The following is a 13685-nucleotide window of genomic DNA, read 5'->3' on the forward strand; positions in this document are numbered from 1 at the left end:
GGAGGGACGGATTCAGGCTGCCGGGTCGGTGACCCGGGCCGAAAGGAAGGTGGCGGCCAGCCCGATCAGCGCCATCAGCCCGCAGATCACCGCGAATCCCACCGCGATCTGGCTGGGCGTGAAGCCGATCACGTTCGACAGGGCGCCGCCGACGCCGAGCGCGAGCGCCGCGCCGAGCATGTCGGTCACGGACAGCGCGGCGCTGTTGGCGCCCTGCTCGTTGACCGGCGACTGCTTGAGCGCGGTCACGTTGATGGTGGCCATCGCCATCCCCATCCCGAACCCGGCGACGATCCAGGCCGGCACCGCGACCCAGCCGGTCACCCCGGCCACGACCGAGGGCACGACCAGCAGGATGCCGGCGGTCACGCAGGCCGCGCCCATCCTGATCCTGCGGTACGGGTCGATCACGCGCCTGCTCTGCAGGTAGGAGCCGGCCGACCAGCCGAGCGCCCCGGTGGTCAGCGCGATGCCCGCCTGGGCGGTGGTGAACCCCTTGACGTCGGTCAGGGCGAGCGGGATGAAGCCGTTGACCCCGAAGAACGCGGCGGCGAACAGCCCGCGCATCATGACGGTCGTCGGCAGCCCGCGGCCGAACCGGAGCGCACCCGGCGGCAGCAGCCTGGCCAGCCCGTAGCCGAGCGCCGCCAGCCCGAGCACACACCACACGACGCTGACCAGCGGCGCGTCGTACAGCTCCTCGACCCCGTACAGCAGCACGCCGCTGCCCACGGCGGTGGCGGTGGCGGCCACCGTCATGGCCATCGGGCGCGAGCGCGGGCCGGTGGCGGGCTCGTGGTCGTCGGCCGGCCGCCTGAGCGAGGGCAGGAGCATGAGCAGGGCGGGCACGACCAGCGGGATGATGCCGTAGAACACCCAACGCCAGCCGAGGTGCTCGGCGACGAACCCCGCCACGGACGGGCCGATCATCGACGGCAGCACCCACGCGGCCGACAGCGCCGCGAAGACCCGGGGCCGCACGTCCTGCGGATAGACCCGGGCGATCATGACATACAGCGCCACGACCGTCGGCCCGGCGCCGAGCCCCTGCACGGCCCGCGCCAGCAGGAACATCTCCTTGCCCGTCGCGGCCCCGGCCAGCGCCATGCCGAGCACGAACAGCACCAGACCGGCCAGGAACGGCAGCGCGTAGCCGCGCCGGTCGGCCCACAGACCCGCCACCACGTTGGCGAAGAGGCTGGCGATGAAGAAGGCGGAGAAGCTGACGCCGTAGAGCTCCAGGGCCCGCAGGTCCTTGGAGACCTCCGGCATGATGACACTGACCGACATGCCCTCGAAGGCGACCAGCGTGACGACGAGGAGGATGCCCAGGGTCGCCGTGCGGTATGCGGGGCCGAAGATGCGCGGGGCATCGTATGGGGTGTCGAGTGCTTTCGGTGCTGTCACCCGGACATCGTATTCAGGCGTGACCCCAGGGCAGACCCGGTGGCCGGGTTACTTGTCCTTGCCGTCGCCCTCGCCGCCACCGGACGGCAGACCTTCGTAGATCTCCTTGCACTCCGGGCAGACGGGGTATTTCTTCGGGTCGCGGCTGGGCACCCACACCTTGCCGCACAGGGCCCGGATCGGCGTGCCCGTCACCATGGACTCGGTGATCTTGTGCTTGTCGGCGTAGTGGGCGAAGCGTTCGTGGTCACCGTCGCCGTGTGACGTCTTCGGACGCGTTTCCTGCTCTGGAAGGATCTTCGTGCTCACCCCACCGAGTCTATGCCCGCCGCGCGCCGATCCAGGAAAGTGGTACGGCCCCCGCCCGGTGCGGGCGGGGGCCGTGTCCAAGGGGTTCAGCCGACGTGGACGGGGACGTCCTCCGTCTTGCGTCCGGCCTTGACGAACAGGGCCAGCACGGCCGTCAGCAGCGCGATCCCGGTGCTCACCAGGAAGGCGAGGTGCATGCCGTCCATGAAGGCGCTCTTCGCGGCCGGGCCCACGATCTGGGCGATCTGCTCGGGAGTGCCCGGCGGGAGCCCGCCGAACGAGGCCGCCGCCTCCAGCTGCGCGAGCTGGTCGGGCGGGATCGACTGGGCGGCCGGGCCGAGGTAGCCGGGCAGCTTGGCGGAGATCTGCCCCGCCATGACCGCGCCCAGGATGGCGGTGCCGAGCGCGCCGCCGACCTGCATGGCCGACTGCTGAAGGCCGCCCGCCACGCCGGTGAGCCCTTCGGGGGCGTTGCCCACGATGATCTCGGTGGCGCCGACGAAGACCGGCGACATGCCGAACGCCAGCACCACGAACGGGATCGAGGTCTCCAGGAACGTGGCGTCCATCGTCAGCTGGGACATCAGGAACATGGCCCCCGAGGTCACCACCAGACCGGCCGCCATGGTGAGCCGCGGCCCCAGCTTGCCGAGCAGGATGCCCGCCAGCGGCGAGGCGACGATCATGCCTGCGCTCATGGGCAGCATCCGGATGCCGGCCTCCAGAGGGGTCAGCCCGTGGGTGCCCTGGAAGAAGAAGCCCAGGAAGAACATGGCGCCGAACATCGCGAAGGCGACCATCATCATCAGCACGGTGCCGATGGAGATCGACGCGTTGGCGAACAGCGACAGCGGCACCAGCGGCTGCTTGGCCCGGCTCTGCCAGAAGACGAAGGCGGCGGTGAGCACCGCGAACATGCCGAGGAAGGTCAGCGTGGTCGAGTCGCCCCAGCCCCACTCGGGCGCCTTGATGATCGACCAGACGAGCGCGAACATGGCGCCGGACAGCAGCACCACGCCGCCCCAGTCGATCTTGTTCAGCACCTTGATCGGGCTCTTCTCGATGAGCAGCGCGCCCATGATGAGGGCGATGACGCCCACCGGGGCGTTGATGAAGAAGACCGACTCCCAGCTCACGTTCTCCACCAGCACGCCGCCCACGATCGGGCCGGCGGCGCTGGACAGGCCGATGATCGCACCCCACGCGCCCATCGCCTGCTTCAGCCTGTCGCCGGGGAACGCCTCGCGCAGCAGCGCCAGCGCGGCGGGCTGCAGCAGCGCGCCGAACAGGCCCTGCAGCACGCGCAGGCCGATCAGCATGCCGGCCGGCGACACGCCGGGCACGACGTCGGCCAGCTCGGCGCTGAAGCCGATGCCCACCGACACGAGGGCGAAGCCGCCCACGCCGATGAGGAAGACGCGCTTGTGCCCGAAAAGGTCGCCCAGCTTCCCCGCGGTGATCAGGAACACGGCCAGGGCCAGCAGGTAGCCGCTGGTCACCCACTGCAGCTCGGCCAGCGTCGCGCCCAGGTCGGCCTGGATCACCGGGTTCGCGATGCCGACCACGGTGCCGTCGAGCATCACCATGATGACGCCGAGGCTCACCGCCAGCAGCACCAGCCAAGGATTGCCGCGAGCCCCGGTCTTGCCCGGCGGCGACGACGGCGCGGCCACCGTCTTCGCATCTGCCATTGAATCCCCCTCAATTGTCTCTTAAACCCCAGGAACCATAGTGGCAGACGCTGCCACATGACAAACGGGTTTTATTCGCCAGAAGCTGACATGTGGCAGTATGTGACATCACGATGTCGAGGGAGTGACAGACATGGGACTACGGGAGCGCAAGAAGGAAAAGACGCGGGTCGCCCTTCTGGATGCCGCACTCGATCTTTTCCTCGAACAAGGGTACGACTCGACGCCGATCGACCAGATAGCGGAGGCCGTCGAGGTCTCTCCACGCACCTTCTTCCGTTACTTCACCAGCAAGGAACACCTGATCCTGTGGCTCCACGACCAGGTCGAGGAGACGATGCTGGAGGTCCTGGCCGACCGCCCCGCGGACGAGCCGCCGTTCGTCTCCATGACCCACGCCCTGCGCGCGCAGCTGCGCACCATGGAGTACGCAACACCGGACGACGTCGCGCGATTCCTCAAGGTGAGGCGCCTTCTCGACACCACCCCCCACCTGGCCCACAGCACCTTCGCCCGGGCCGTCGAGTCCGAACGGCGCCTGGTCGAGGCCATCGCCGCCCGCCAGGGCGTCGACCCGTACGAGAGCCCGCTCCCCCATCTCGTCGTGACGTTCGTGATGGCCGCCATGCGGATCGGATTCACCTGCCCGGCGGACCCGCCCGACCTCCAGAAGATCGTCCGGCGCATGGAGGAGACGCTCCAGCTCGTGGAGCGCTCGCTGCGCCCCGGCTGGGACGCCTAGTCAGTTCATCGTGGGATCGTCCGGGCAGGTCGCCACGAACGCCAGCTCACCTTTCTGCCGCCGCAGCACGTGTCGCCAGAGCGAGCCGGGATCGGCGTGGAAGGTGTCGCCGGCCTCCGAGTCGACGACGTACCACGCGCCCTCCGCGATCTCGCTCTCCAGCTGGCCCGTGGTCCAGCCCGCGTAGCCGGCGAAGATGCGCATCTGCGCGATCTCGCCCTGGAGGATCTCGGGCGGCGCGTCCAGGTCGACCGTGCCGAGCCGCGACACCGCCGCGGTGCCGGCGTGGAGCCGGCGCCAGCCCAGCGGCTCCTCCCCGCTCGGCACGGCGGCCAGCGCGAGCGCGCTGTCGGTCTGCACCGGCCCGCCCTCGAAGAGCACCGGCGGCCCGGTCACCAGGGGGTCCCACACGGGCAGCACCTGGGTCACCGAGATCTCGCTCGGCCGGTTGAGAACCACGCCGAGCGTGCCGCCGTCGTGGTCGTGTTCGAGGATGAGCACGACGCTACGCCGGAAGTTGGGATCGTCGAGAAGCGGCGTCGCCACCAACAACCCGCCGACGTAGATCGCTTCCGCCATACATCCATCATGAAGGAGGAAGGGGGCTCTTCGCGCCTACAGCCGCCGCATGTTACTCAACGTAGCGATATGGGCACGATGCGGGACGAAAATGTGTCACGTTCGCCCGTGCCTGGAGGAGCCATCGCATGCGCGCCCGCCTCGCCCTCGCCGCCCTGCCCGCCTTCGTGGTCTTCCTCCTGCCGGCGACGGCCTGCGCCTGGCCGGGCCCCGACCCCGGTGACCCGTTCACGATGTCGGTGGACCGGATCGGCTGCCGCGCGAACACGGTACGGGTCACGCTGCGCAACCAGACCCGCCAGCTCACCCGCTTCGACCTGCGCGCCGACTCGGCGACCGTGGCGTCGGGCTCCATCCCGGCCAGAAAGGCGATCACCCGTACGGTGAAGGTACGCCAGGGCAGCAGCGCGGAGATCGAGGCGTACTCGGTGAGCGGGTCGGCGGCCGACACGCTGATCGACTCCACCCGGGTGCGCAACGACTGTCCGTGGGGTCACCGGCTGCCGATGACCGGCCCGCCGCTCGACCTGGTGGCCAAGCTGGCGACGGCGGGCGGGTTGATCCTCACCGGCGGCGTCGTGTGGTGGTACGGGTCCCTCTGGCCGCGCTCCGGCTCACCCTTCGAGCGCTGAGCCTAAGGTGGGCACGAACGCGCCCGCCCTGGCGGCGACCAGGGCGCGGGCGACCGACCGGGCGGCCGTCGTCTCGTCCAGGGGGTGCCTGACGACCATCAGCCGGTAGTAGAGGGGCGCCGAGACGGCGCGGATCAGCTCCGCCCCGTCGGTGCCCGGCGGCAGTTCGCCGCGCTCGACCGCGGCGTCCACGAACCGGGCCCATTCCCCGATGCGCCGGTCGTAGAAGGCGCGCAGCGCGCCGGCCGCCTCCTCGTCGGAGACGGCGGCCGCGATGACCGCCTGGAGGGTGACGCCGAGGTGCGGGTCGGTGAGCGACTCCAGCACGGACCTGGCGCTGGCCATGAGCACGTCCTCGACCGAGCCCGCGCCGGGGGGCGGCAGGGACCGCTCGGCCAGCTCCCTCATGAGATCGGTGACAAGGCGGACGCGGGTGCCCCAGCGCCGGTAGATGGTCGTCTTGCCGATGCCCGCCCTGCTGGCCACCTGGTCCATGGTCAGGCGGTGGAAGCCGCGTTCGGCGAGCTCGTCCTGGGTGGCCTGGAGCACCGCCGCGCGGACCTTCGCCGTGCGTCCGCCAGGACGGACCGTTCCCGCCAAGCGGGACCCTGATTCCATCGACTCTCCTTTCGCTCTACTTCACCAGGGCATGGGCGCGTACTCGATGAGAGCGCCGCCGGACGGGCATGACCGACCCGCCCGGGAGGGCGAGCGATGGCCGCCGCCCGCGGGCGAGACACGTTCGCGGGCACGGGAAGGGGCCGCGCCCGGACCCGTGAGGATCCGCGGCCCGGCCCGGGAGGACCCGCGGAAGGGTCAGGCCTCGGTGAAGCCGCGGGCGCGGCCGCCCGCCGACTCGCGGACCGCCGCCGCGACCGCGCCCGCCACGTCCGGGTGGAAGACGCTCGGGATGATGTAGTTGGGCCCCAGCTCCTCCGTCGTCACCACGGCGGCGAGGGCGCGGGCCGCGGCCAGGAGCATCTCCTCCGTGACCTCGGTGGCCTGCGCGTCGAGCAGACCGCGGAAGACGCCGGGGAACGCCAGCACGTTGTTGATCTGGTTGGGGTAGTCGGAGCGCCCGGTGGCCACCACCGCGCAGTGCTCGCGGGCCTCGTCGGGCGACACCTCGGGCTCGGGGTTGGCCAGCGCGAACACCACGGCGCCCGGCGCCATGGCGGCGATGTCGTCACCGGTGAGGATGCCCGGCGCCGACACGCCCACGAAGACGTCGGCGCCCTTGACCGCGCCGCGCAGGTCGCCGGAGTAGCCCTCGGCGTTGGTGTGCTCGGCGATCCAGCGCAGCGAGTCGTCGAGGTCGTCGCGGGTGCGGCAGACGGCGCCGCGGTAGTCGCAGACGATCACGTTGCGCGCGCCCGCCGCCAGCAGCAGCCGCAGCACCGCGTTGCCCGCCGCGCCCGCGCCCGCCATGGTGATGCGCACGTCCTCCAGCTTCTTGTCGACCACGCGCAGGGCGTTGGTGAGCGCGGCCAGCACGCAGATGGCGGTGCCGTGCTGGTCGTCGTGGAAGACCGGGATGTCGAGCAGCTCGCGCAGCCGCCGCTCCACCTCGAAGCAGCGCGGGGCGCCGATGTCTTCGAGGTTGATGCCGCCGAAGCCGGGGGCGAGGAGCTGGACGGTCCGGACGATCTCGTCGACGTCCTGGGTGTCGAGGCAGATGGGCCAGGCGTCGATGCCGGCGAACCGCTTGAACAGCGCCGCCTTGCCCTCCATCACCGGCAGCGCCGCCTCCGGCCCGATGTTGCCCAGCCCGAGCACGGCCGAGCCGTCGGTGACGACGGCGACGGTGTTGCGCTTGATGGTGAGGCGGCGCGCGTCCTCCTTGTTGCGGGCGATCGCCATGGACACCCGCGCCACGCCCGGCGTGTAGGCCATGGACAGCTCGTCACGGTTGCGCAGCGGCACCTTCGACTGCATCTCGATCTTGCCGCCGAGGTGCATGAGGAAGGTCCGGTCGGAGACCTTGTGGATGACCACGCTTTCGACGGCTTCGAGCTGGTCGACGATGGCCTGGGCGTGGTCGGTGTCGCGGGCCGCGCAGGTGACGTCGATCCGGAGCTTCTCGTGGCCGGCGTTGGTGACGTCGAGGGCGGTCACGACGCCCCCCGCCGACTCTACGGCGTGGGTGAGCTGGCTGACGGCCTTGCCCCCGGCCGGCACCTCCAGCCGCACGGTGATGGAGTACGACACACTGGGGACGGTCGCCACGTCAATCGCTCCTTCGCGCCTGCCCATGAAGTGCTCCCATGTTAGGGGTGTTCGGGTCAAGCCAGCGCCTCGGCCGCCATGACGATCATGTCGGCGCACACCGGCACCGGGAGCACGGTGCTGTCGATCACCAGGTGATACAGGCAGCAATCGGACGGGTCCGCGCGGTAGAAGTGGCGGACGTAGGCGTTCCTGGCGCGGTCGTTGTCCTCGATGACCTTGCGGGCCTCCCGCTCGGTCGTCGAGCCCAGCCGGGCCGCCTGACGGACCCGCCGCTCCAGCGGGGCGTCGAGCCGTACGTGCAGCGCCCCGGGCAGATCGGCGAGCACGATCGCCCCCGCCCTGCCCAGGAAGACGCCGCCCTGGGTGCGGGCGGTGTCGCGGAGCACCTGCTCGGTGCGCCGGACGAACTCCTCCGGCGCGTGCGGCAGCGGGCCCGGGACGTACATGTCGACGCCGCCGAACGTCACGGTCGGCAGCCGCAGCGTCCCCGACAGCAGGCGGCCGAGGCCGTGCTCGGCGCGGTCGTCGTAGGTCAGGGCCTCCTCGAGGGTGCAGCCCAGCTCTCCGGCGACGGCGCCGGGGATCGCCCGGTCGACGAAGGGCACGCCCAGCCGCTCGGCGACGGCCGGGCCCACCTGGTGGCCGGCGGTGCCGTAGGTCGCCGAAATTGTGACGACTCGCACACCTTCAGGTTAGAACAGGGCGCTCGCCAGCGCTCGCCGGGCTTTCGCCAGGGACGGGTCCTCGGCCGGCAGCGTCTCGAACAGGCCCAGCAGGTGGACGCGGGCCTTGTCGCGGTCGTCGCCCGAGGTGCGCTTGACCACCGCGATGATCCGCTCGAACGCCTGGTCGACGGAGCCGGACAGCATCTCCAGGTCGGCGGCCAGCAGGTGCGCGTCGATGTCGGCGGGGTCCTGCAGACGGCGCTGCACGTCGTCCGGGTCGGCGCCGGACGTGCGCTTGATCAGCCTGACGCCGGCGAGCCCCATCCTGGCGTCCTCGTCGCCGGGCACGCGGGCGAGCAGTCGCTCGTAGGCGGCCGCGGCGGCGTCGAGGTCGCCCTGGTCGATGGCCTGCTCGGCGGCGACCAGGTCGGGGTCGGCGGGCGGCGCCTCCGGCTCGCCCGGCCCCTCGGCGGGCGGCCTGGCCCCCGGGTTGGCCTGGTAGAACTGCTCCACGGCGGCCATCAGCTCGTCGAGCCAGCGACGCACCTCCGGCTCGGGCAGCACCTGCTGGAAGCCGGTGACGGCCTGCCCCTGGAAGATCGCCAGGACGGTCGGCACGGCCTGCACGCGCAGCGCCTGCGCGATCTGCGGGCTGCCGTCGACGTTGACCTTGGCGAGCACGGCCCTGCCGCCCAGGTCGCCGACGACCTTCTCCAGCACCGGGCTGAGCTGGGCACTGCCGGGCGCCCGCGGCGACCACAGGTCGAGCACGACGGGCACGCTCATCGAGCGGTCGATGACGTCGGTGGTGAACGTCTCCTCGGTCACGTCGACGACCGAGGCCGATGAGGCTGCCTGGGCACCACCGGTCTCCCGCCGGGCCTGCGCCTCCAGAGCCTGCTTACGTGCGCCCAGATCGACCGCTCCGTAGAGCGATCCGGGCCTAGAGAAGTCCGCCATGCTCCTCATCTTGCCCCATCGGGGGGACCGAGAAGTCACCCGCCGCCACCCGCAGCGTGCGCAGCAGGTCGAACATCCGGCCAAGCTCGCTCTCGGCGTACATGCCCAGGCCGAACTCGGCGGTCATGAGATCGCCCGTGGCGCGCCGCACGACGTCGCGACCGGCCTCGGTGATCTCCGCGAGCACGCCCCGGCCGTCGCGCGGGTTGGGCAGGCGGCGCACCAGCCCGGACCTCTCCAGCCGGCCGACGGTGTTCGTGACGCTCGTCGGGTGGACCATCAGCCGTTCGCCGATCTTCCACAGCGGCAGCGCCCCGGTCTTGCTGAAGGTCAGCAGCACCAGGGCCTCGTAGCGGGCGAAGGTCAGGTCGTACGGCTTCAGCAGCGAGTCGAGCTGGGACAGCAGGATCTGGTGGGCTCTCATGATCGACGTGACGGCGGCCATGGCGGACGAGGGCCCGAAGTGATCGCGCCAGGTCTCCGCGGCACGGTCGATGGGGTCGAACGGCAGGTTGAGCGGCTTGGGCTGCGACACGCAGATACGTTAGCGCGCTGCTCGTCCAGTTTCGTCTGCTTACGGAGCGCAATCGCATTCTCCGCTTGGCCAAGAATCCGGGCGTCCTTCATCACGCTCCGTTATGGTTCTCGCATCGAATGGTGACGGGGGAGCCAAGTCCATCAGCCGTGTGGGGACCGGCCGGACTGCCGGCTCCCCCTGTCGCCGACGGGGCACGGGGGGTGCTTTTGATGAACTTCATTGGGATGACGCGTGCGTGAGCACGGGGGCGTTTCACGCGAGGAGCTGAAGCAGGGCGCGGCCGTCACGGTGGCCGTATTGCTCGCGCTCGGCCTGGTCGCGGCGTGGAGCGTCCTGATCCCCGGCGTGGACGCGTGGGAGAACATCGTGGCGGCGGTCATCGGCTCGCTCAGGCTGACCGGGCCCGTCGCCGCCGCCTTCGCCGCCTGGGTGGCCCTGCGCAAGCGCCGGGCCTCGCGCGACCTGCCGCTGACGACCTGGCGCGCGCTGAAGGCGCCGCTGGCGATCGTGCTGGTGGTGCTGGGCTCCTTCGCCGCGACCGTGCTGGTGCTGGCCGTCAAGACGGTGCTCACCGAGCAGGCGGGCCGGCTCAGCCTGACGGGCCTGGGCATGGGCATGGCGGGGCTGGCCCTCTACTCGGTGATCGGGTGGGTGGCCGGCTGGGTGCTGCCGTACGCGCCGACCGCGCCGCTGGCCGGGCTGGGCTGCTACGCCCTCTTCAGCTGGGTCGCCGACGGCGACGGCTGGGCCGACCGCCTCGCACCCGGTACGGGCGAGCCGTACGACCTGTTCCAGGGGCTGAGCGGCACCGTCTTCGTCAACCAGATCATCTGGCTGCTCGGCGTGACCGGGGCGCTGCTGCTGGGCTGGGCCGCGCTGGTCACCCGGCAGGCCGTGGTGCTGGCCTTCGCGCTGCTGGCGGTGCTGGCGGCCGGCACGGGCGTGGCGCGGGTGCTCGGCGAGCCGCGTCCCGCGGCCGCCCAGGACATCGCCTACAGCTGTCAGGAGTGGCCCATCACGGTCTGCGTCCATCCCGGCATGCGGGGCGGGCTGACCGAGCTCGGCGCCGCCTTCACCGAGATCGCCTCCCGCCTGGCCGAGACGCCCGCCGCGTTCACCCGGGTGGAGCAGCGGCCGCTGGACGACCCGCTCAAGCCCTCGAACGGGCTGGCGCCGATCCACGTGCCGGACCTGTCGGCGGGGTTCGCCGAGGAGGCCGTGCACGAGTACGTCGAGGCCCTGGCCGCCCGGTGTCCCGGCAGGCCGGCCGACGGCTACCGCGAGATCGTGACGGCCTGGCTGCGCGGCGAGCCGCTGCCCGGGGGGCCGCTGCTGGAGCACGAGTACGCCGCCGCCTGGTTCTCCGGCCTGAACGAGCACCAGCGCCGCGAGTGGCTGCGCATGTTCTTCAGCGACTTCCAGGCCTGCAAGCTGTCGGCCACCCACTTCGGCGGCGGCCCGGCCGGCACTCCGCCCCAGGCCGCCACCCCGGTGGCCACGCAGGTGCACCAGGAGAGCGCCCCGCAGGTCTACCCGGTCTACCCTGACCCGAGCGGGCACCCCTCGCCGAACTGGGGACCGGAGATGTCACCTCATGGCTGGCACAGATGATCGATCCGGGGGTAGTCAGGGGGCATGACGACTTCGCAGACGGCGCCCTCGGCGGTCTCTCCTCGCCGGCGCCGCACGTGGCGATATGTGGCGGGGCTGCTGGTCGTGGCGGTCCTGCTGGTGGTGGCCGGGCGGCTGGCCTGGTCCTGGCTCAATCCCATGGGCACGCAGACCGTCGACCGCAGCCAGCCGGTGCTGCTCGAATCGATCAAGGACCTGAGCAGGTTCGAGGCCGCGACGGGCACCTTCCAGGTCGTGGTCGACCTGGAGAAGGACGCCAACTTCCTGCCTGACGCGGTCAAGGGCACCCGCACCCTCTTCGTCGGCGCCGGCGGCGTGGACGCGTACGTCGACTTCGCCGGCCTGGCCGGCGACGCGCTGACCGTGTCGGAGGACCGCACCGCGGTCACGGTCACCCTCCCCCGCGCCCAGTTGGAGAAGCCCAACCTGGACAACGAGCGCTCCTACGTCTTCGCCCAGCGGCGAGGGCTGTTCGACCGGGTGGAGGACTTTTTGTCCGGCTCTCCGGCCGACCAGCGGGAGCTGTACGTACTCGCCGAACGCAAGATCGCCGAGGCGGCCGCCTCCAGCGACCTGCGGGCCCGGGCCGACGCCAACACCCGGACCATGCTGGAGGGCATGCTGAAGTCGCTCGGCTTCACCAAGGTCACGGTCAAGTTCGCGGACGAGCCCTAGGCACCCTTAGACGCGGGCCGGCCACGGCTGAGGCCGGGAGATAAGGCATCCGCCCGATGTGCCGCCACGGGCCTTAGGACGAATCTTGAGAGTGCGGAGAAACGACCACGAGGAGCACTCTCATGAACGCCGAGTTCGAGTACACCGTCATGCAGCATCGGGCGCGCGAGCTGCGCCAGGAGGCCGCCGAGCGACGGCTGGCCCGCGCGGCGGCCAGGGCGCGCAAGCCCGAGCGCCGTCACCGCTCCCTCTTCGGCCTGCTGCGCGAGTCATGACCATGCCAAGGACGCCCGGCCGCACCCTCCCTCGCGGCCGGGCGCATCTCCCCCCCTAGCGACACGCACCGGCGCGCCCGCTCCCCTGGGTTCGGGGAGCGGGCGCGCGGGTGTTACGCGTTCTTCGGCACGCTGATGATCAGCGCGTCACCCTGGCCGCCGCCGCCGCACAGGGCCGCGGCGCCGACGCCGCCGCCGCGCCGCTTCAGCTCGTGGGCGAGGGTGAGCACGATGCGGGCGCCGGACGCGCCGATGGGGTGGCCGAGCGCGATGCCGCCGCCGTTGACGTTCACGATGTCCATCGGCACGCCCAGCTCCTTGACCGACTGGATCACCACGCTGGCGAACGCCTCGTTGATCTCGATCAGGTCCAGGTCCTGCGGGCTCAGCCCTTGCTTGGCCAGGGCGTGCTTGATGGCGTTGGCCGGCTGCGACTGCAGGGAGGAGTCGGGGCCCGCGACGTTGCCGTGGCGGCCGATCTCGGCCAGCCACTCCAGGCCCAGCTCCTCGGCCTTGGCCTTGGACATCACCACCACCGCGCAGGCGCCGTCGGAGATCTGCGACGCCGAGCCGGCCGTGATGGTGCCGTCGGCCGCGAACGCGGGCCGCAGCCTGGCCAGCGTCTCGGCAGTGGTGTCGCCGCGCACGCCCTCGTCGTCCTTGACCACCAGCGGCTCGCCGCGCCGCTGCGGGATCTCCACCGGCACGATCTCCGGCTCGAACGCGCCGTTCTTGGCCGCCGCGGCGGCGAGCTGGTGGGAGCGGGCCGACACGGCGTCCTGCTCCTCGCGGCCGATGCCCAGCCGCGTGTTGTAGCGCTCGGTCGACTCGCCCATCGCGCACTGGTCGAACGCGCAGAACAGGCCGTCATGGGCCATCGAGTCGAGGATCTCGGCGCTTCCGTACTTGACCCCCTTGCGCATGCCGGGCAGCAGGTGCGGGGCGTTGGTCATCGACTCCATGCCGCCCGCGACCACGATGTCGAACTCGCCCGCGCGGATGAGCTGGTCGGCCATGGCGATGGCGTCCAGGCCCGACAGGCACACCTTGTTGATCGTGATGGACGGGACCGTCATCGGGATGCCCGCCTTGACCGCCGCCTGGCGGGAGGGGAGCTGACCCGACCCGGCCTGCAGCACCTGGCCCAGGATCACGTACTCGACGGCCTCCGGCGCCACCCCGGCACGGTCCAGCGCGGCCTTGACCGCGATGGCGCCCAGGTCCACCGCCCTCAGGCCGGACAGCGAGCCGAGCAGTTTTCCGATGGGGGTACGCGCTCCGGCGACGATGACGGAACCAGACATGCGGGGCCTCCTGTGCACACGAGGGGAGCTCTTTGACACCATACCTA

15 protein-coding genes are annotated in these 13685 nt (G+C 71.3%); 5 read left to right on the forward strand and 10 right to left on the reverse strand.

Annotated elements, in window-relative coordinates; genetic code table 11:
• Positions 1-12 precede the first annotated feature (12 nt).
• The 3 genes from ACIBF7_RS25750 to ACIBF7_RS25760 form a co-directional block, all read right to left on the reverse strand.
• A complete protein-coding gene (locus ACIBF7_RS25750; protein ID WP_271279919.1) occupies positions 13-1407 on the reverse strand; it encodes an MFS transporter in 1395 nt (464 codons plus the stop codon).
• A 48-nt stretch (positions 1408-1455) separates the two neighbouring features.
• Positions 1456-1716, reverse strand: a complete 261-nt coding sequence (locus ACIBF7_RS25755; protein ID WP_148033880.1) for a DUF3039 domain-containing protein — start codon at positions 1714-1716, stop codon at positions 1456-1458.
• An 86-nt stretch (positions 1717-1802) separates the two neighbouring features.
• On the reverse strand, positions 1803-3407 hold the full coding sequence (locus ACIBF7_RS25760) for a DHA2 family efflux MFS transporter permease subunit (protein ID WP_219546530.1): 1605 nt from the start codon (positions 3405-3407) through the stop codon (positions 1803-1805).
• Between the two features lie 133 nt (positions 3408-3540).
• On the opposite strand from ACIBF7_RS25760, the gene ACIBF7_RS25765 reads away from it, so the two are divergent.
• The gene (locus tag ACIBF7_RS25765) at positions 3541-4149 is read left to right on the forward strand and encodes a TetR family transcriptional regulator (RefSeq protein ID WP_148033882.1); all 609 of its coding nucleotides are present in this window, start codon (positions 3541-3543) and stop codon (positions 4147-4149) included.
• Here the strand turns inward: ACIBF7_RS25765 and ACIBF7_RS25770 are convergent, their stop codons facing one another.
• Positions 4150-4728: a YqgE/AlgH family protein gene (locus ACIBF7_RS25770; protein ID WP_148033883.1), complete on the reverse strand. Its 579-nt coding sequence runs from the start codon at positions 4726-4728 to the stop codon at positions 4150-4152. It lies immediately after the preceding gene.
• Positions 4729-4856: 128 nt separating this feature from the next.
• Between ACIBF7_RS25770 and ACIBF7_RS25775 the strand changes: the two genes are divergently transcribed.
• Positions 4857-5360 (forward strand): hypothetical protein, encoded by a 504-nt coding sequence (locus ACIBF7_RS25775; protein WP_271279918.1) that lies wholly within the window; start codon positions 4857-4859, stop codon positions 5358-5360.
• On the opposite strand, the gene ACIBF7_RS25780 is transcribed toward ACIBF7_RS25775, so the two are convergent.
• The 5 genes from ACIBF7_RS25780 to ACIBF7_RS25800 all read right to left on the reverse strand — a co-directional run bounded on the left by ACIBF7_RS25780 (position 5343) and on the right by ACIBF7_RS25800 (position 9749).
• Positions 5343-5978 carry a TetR/AcrR family transcriptional regulator gene (locus ACIBF7_RS25780; RefSeq protein ID WP_271279917.1) on the reverse strand — a complete coding sequence of 212 codons (636 nt, stop codon included), beginning with the start codon at positions 5976-5978 and terminating at the stop codon, positions 5343-5345. The two genes, ACIBF7_RS25775 and ACIBF7_RS25780, sit on opposite strands and share 18 nt — an antisense overlap.
• Before the next feature lie 198 nt (positions 5979-6176).
• Positions 6177-7586, reverse strand: a complete 1410-nt coding sequence (locus ACIBF7_RS25785) for an NAD-dependent malic enzyme (protein ID WP_148033886.1) — start codon at positions 7584-7586, stop codon at positions 6177-6179.
• A gap of 56 nt (positions 7587-7642) precedes the next feature.
• Positions 7643-8272: an AAA family ATPase gene (locus tag ACIBF7_RS25790; protein ID WP_397198353.1), complete on the reverse strand. Its 630-nt coding sequence runs from the start codon at positions 8270-8272 to the stop codon at positions 7643-7645.
• A 9-nt stretch (positions 8273-8281) separates the two neighbouring features.
• The gene (locus ACIBF7_RS25795; protein ID WP_397198354.1) at positions 8282-9214 is read right to left on the reverse strand and encodes a tetratricopeptide repeat protein; all 933 of its coding nucleotides are present in this window, start codon (positions 9212-9214) and stop codon (positions 8282-8284) included.
• The gene (locus ACIBF7_RS25800; RefSeq protein WP_148033889.1) at positions 9198-9749 is read right to left on the reverse strand and encodes a MarR family winged helix-turn-helix transcriptional regulator; all 552 of its coding nucleotides are present in this window, start codon (positions 9747-9749) and stop codon (positions 9198-9200) included. Before ACIBF7_RS25800 ends, ACIBF7_RS25795 begins: the two co-directional genes overlap by 17 nt.
• Before the next feature lie 234 nt (positions 9750-9983).
• Here ACIBF7_RS25800 and ACIBF7_RS25805 point away from each other — a divergent pair, with 234 nt between their 5' ends.
• The 3 genes from ACIBF7_RS25805 to ACIBF7_RS25815 all read left to right on the forward strand — a co-directional run bounded on the left by ACIBF7_RS25805 (position 9984) and on the right by ACIBF7_RS25815 (position 12334).
• Positions 9984-11363 (forward strand): hypothetical protein, encoded by a 1380-nt coding sequence (locus tag ACIBF7_RS25805; RefSeq protein ID WP_148033890.1) that lies wholly within the window; start codon positions 9984-9986, stop codon positions 11361-11363.
• A 24-nt stretch (positions 11364-11387) separates the two neighbouring features.
• Entirely contained in the window at positions 11388-12059 is a 672-nt protein-coding gene (locus tag ACIBF7_RS25810; protein WP_148033891.1) for a DUF4230 domain-containing protein, read from the forward strand.
• Between the two features lie 122 nt (positions 12060-12181).
• A complete protein-coding gene (locus tag ACIBF7_RS25815) occupies positions 12182-12334 on the forward strand; it encodes a hypothetical protein (RefSeq protein WP_187281349.1) in 153 nt (50 codons plus the stop codon).
• Between the two features lie 113 nt (positions 12335-12447).
• On the opposite strand, the gene ACIBF7_RS25820 is transcribed toward ACIBF7_RS25815, so the two are convergent.
• A complete protein-coding gene (locus ACIBF7_RS25820) occupies positions 12448-13638 on the reverse strand; it encodes an acetyl-CoA C-acetyltransferase (protein ID WP_219551082.1) in 1191 nt (396 codons plus the stop codon).
• Positions 13639-13685: the final 47 nt, after the last annotated feature.

It is taken from the genome of Nonomuraea sp. NPDC050478 (assembly GCF_044458265.1).
Classification (GTDB): Bacteria; Actinomycetota; Actinomycetes; order Streptosporangiales; family Streptosporangiaceae; genus Nonomuraea; species Nonomuraea ferruginea.

Bases quoted from the DNA above. Each gene is read 5' to 3' on its own strand.
- ACIBF7_RS25760 (WP_219546530.1), bottom strand. From the start codon at position 3,407: ATGGCAGATGCGAAGACGGTGGCCGCGCCGTCGTCGCCGCCGGGCAAG.
- ACIBF7_RS25765 (WP_148033882.1), top strand. From the start codon at position 3,541: ATGGGACTACGGGAGCGCAAGAAGGAAAAGACGCGGGTCGCCCTTCTG.
- ACIBF7_RS25770 (WP_148033883.1), bottom strand. From the start codon at position 4,728: ATGGCGGAAGCGATCTACGTCGGCGGGTTGTTGGTGGCGACGCCGCTT.
- ACIBF7_RS25775 (WP_271279918.1), top strand. From the start codon at position 4,857: ATGCGCGCCCGCCTCGCCCTCGCCGCCCTGCCCGCCTTCGTGGTCTTC.
- ACIBF7_RS25780 (WP_271279917.1), bottom strand. From the start codon at position 5,978: ATGGAATCAGGGTCCCGCTTGGCGGGAACGGTCCGTCCTGGCGGACGC.
- ACIBF7_RS25795 (WP_397198354.1), bottom strand. From the start codon at position 9,214: ATGGCGGACTTCTCTAGGCCCGGATCGCTCTACGGAGCGGTCGATCTG.
- ACIBF7_RS25810 (WP_148033891.1), top strand. From the start codon at position 11,388: ATGACGACTTCGCAGACGGCGCCCTCGGCGGTCTCTCCTCGCCGGCGC.
- ACIBF7_RS25815 (WP_187281349.1), top strand. From the start codon at position 12,182: ATGAACGCCGAGTTCGAGTACACCGTCATGCAGCATCGGGCGCGCGAG.
- ACIBF7_RS25820 (WP_219551082.1), bottom strand. From the start codon at position 13,638: ATGTCTGGTTCCGTCATCGTCGCCGGAGCGCGTACCCCCATCGGAAAA.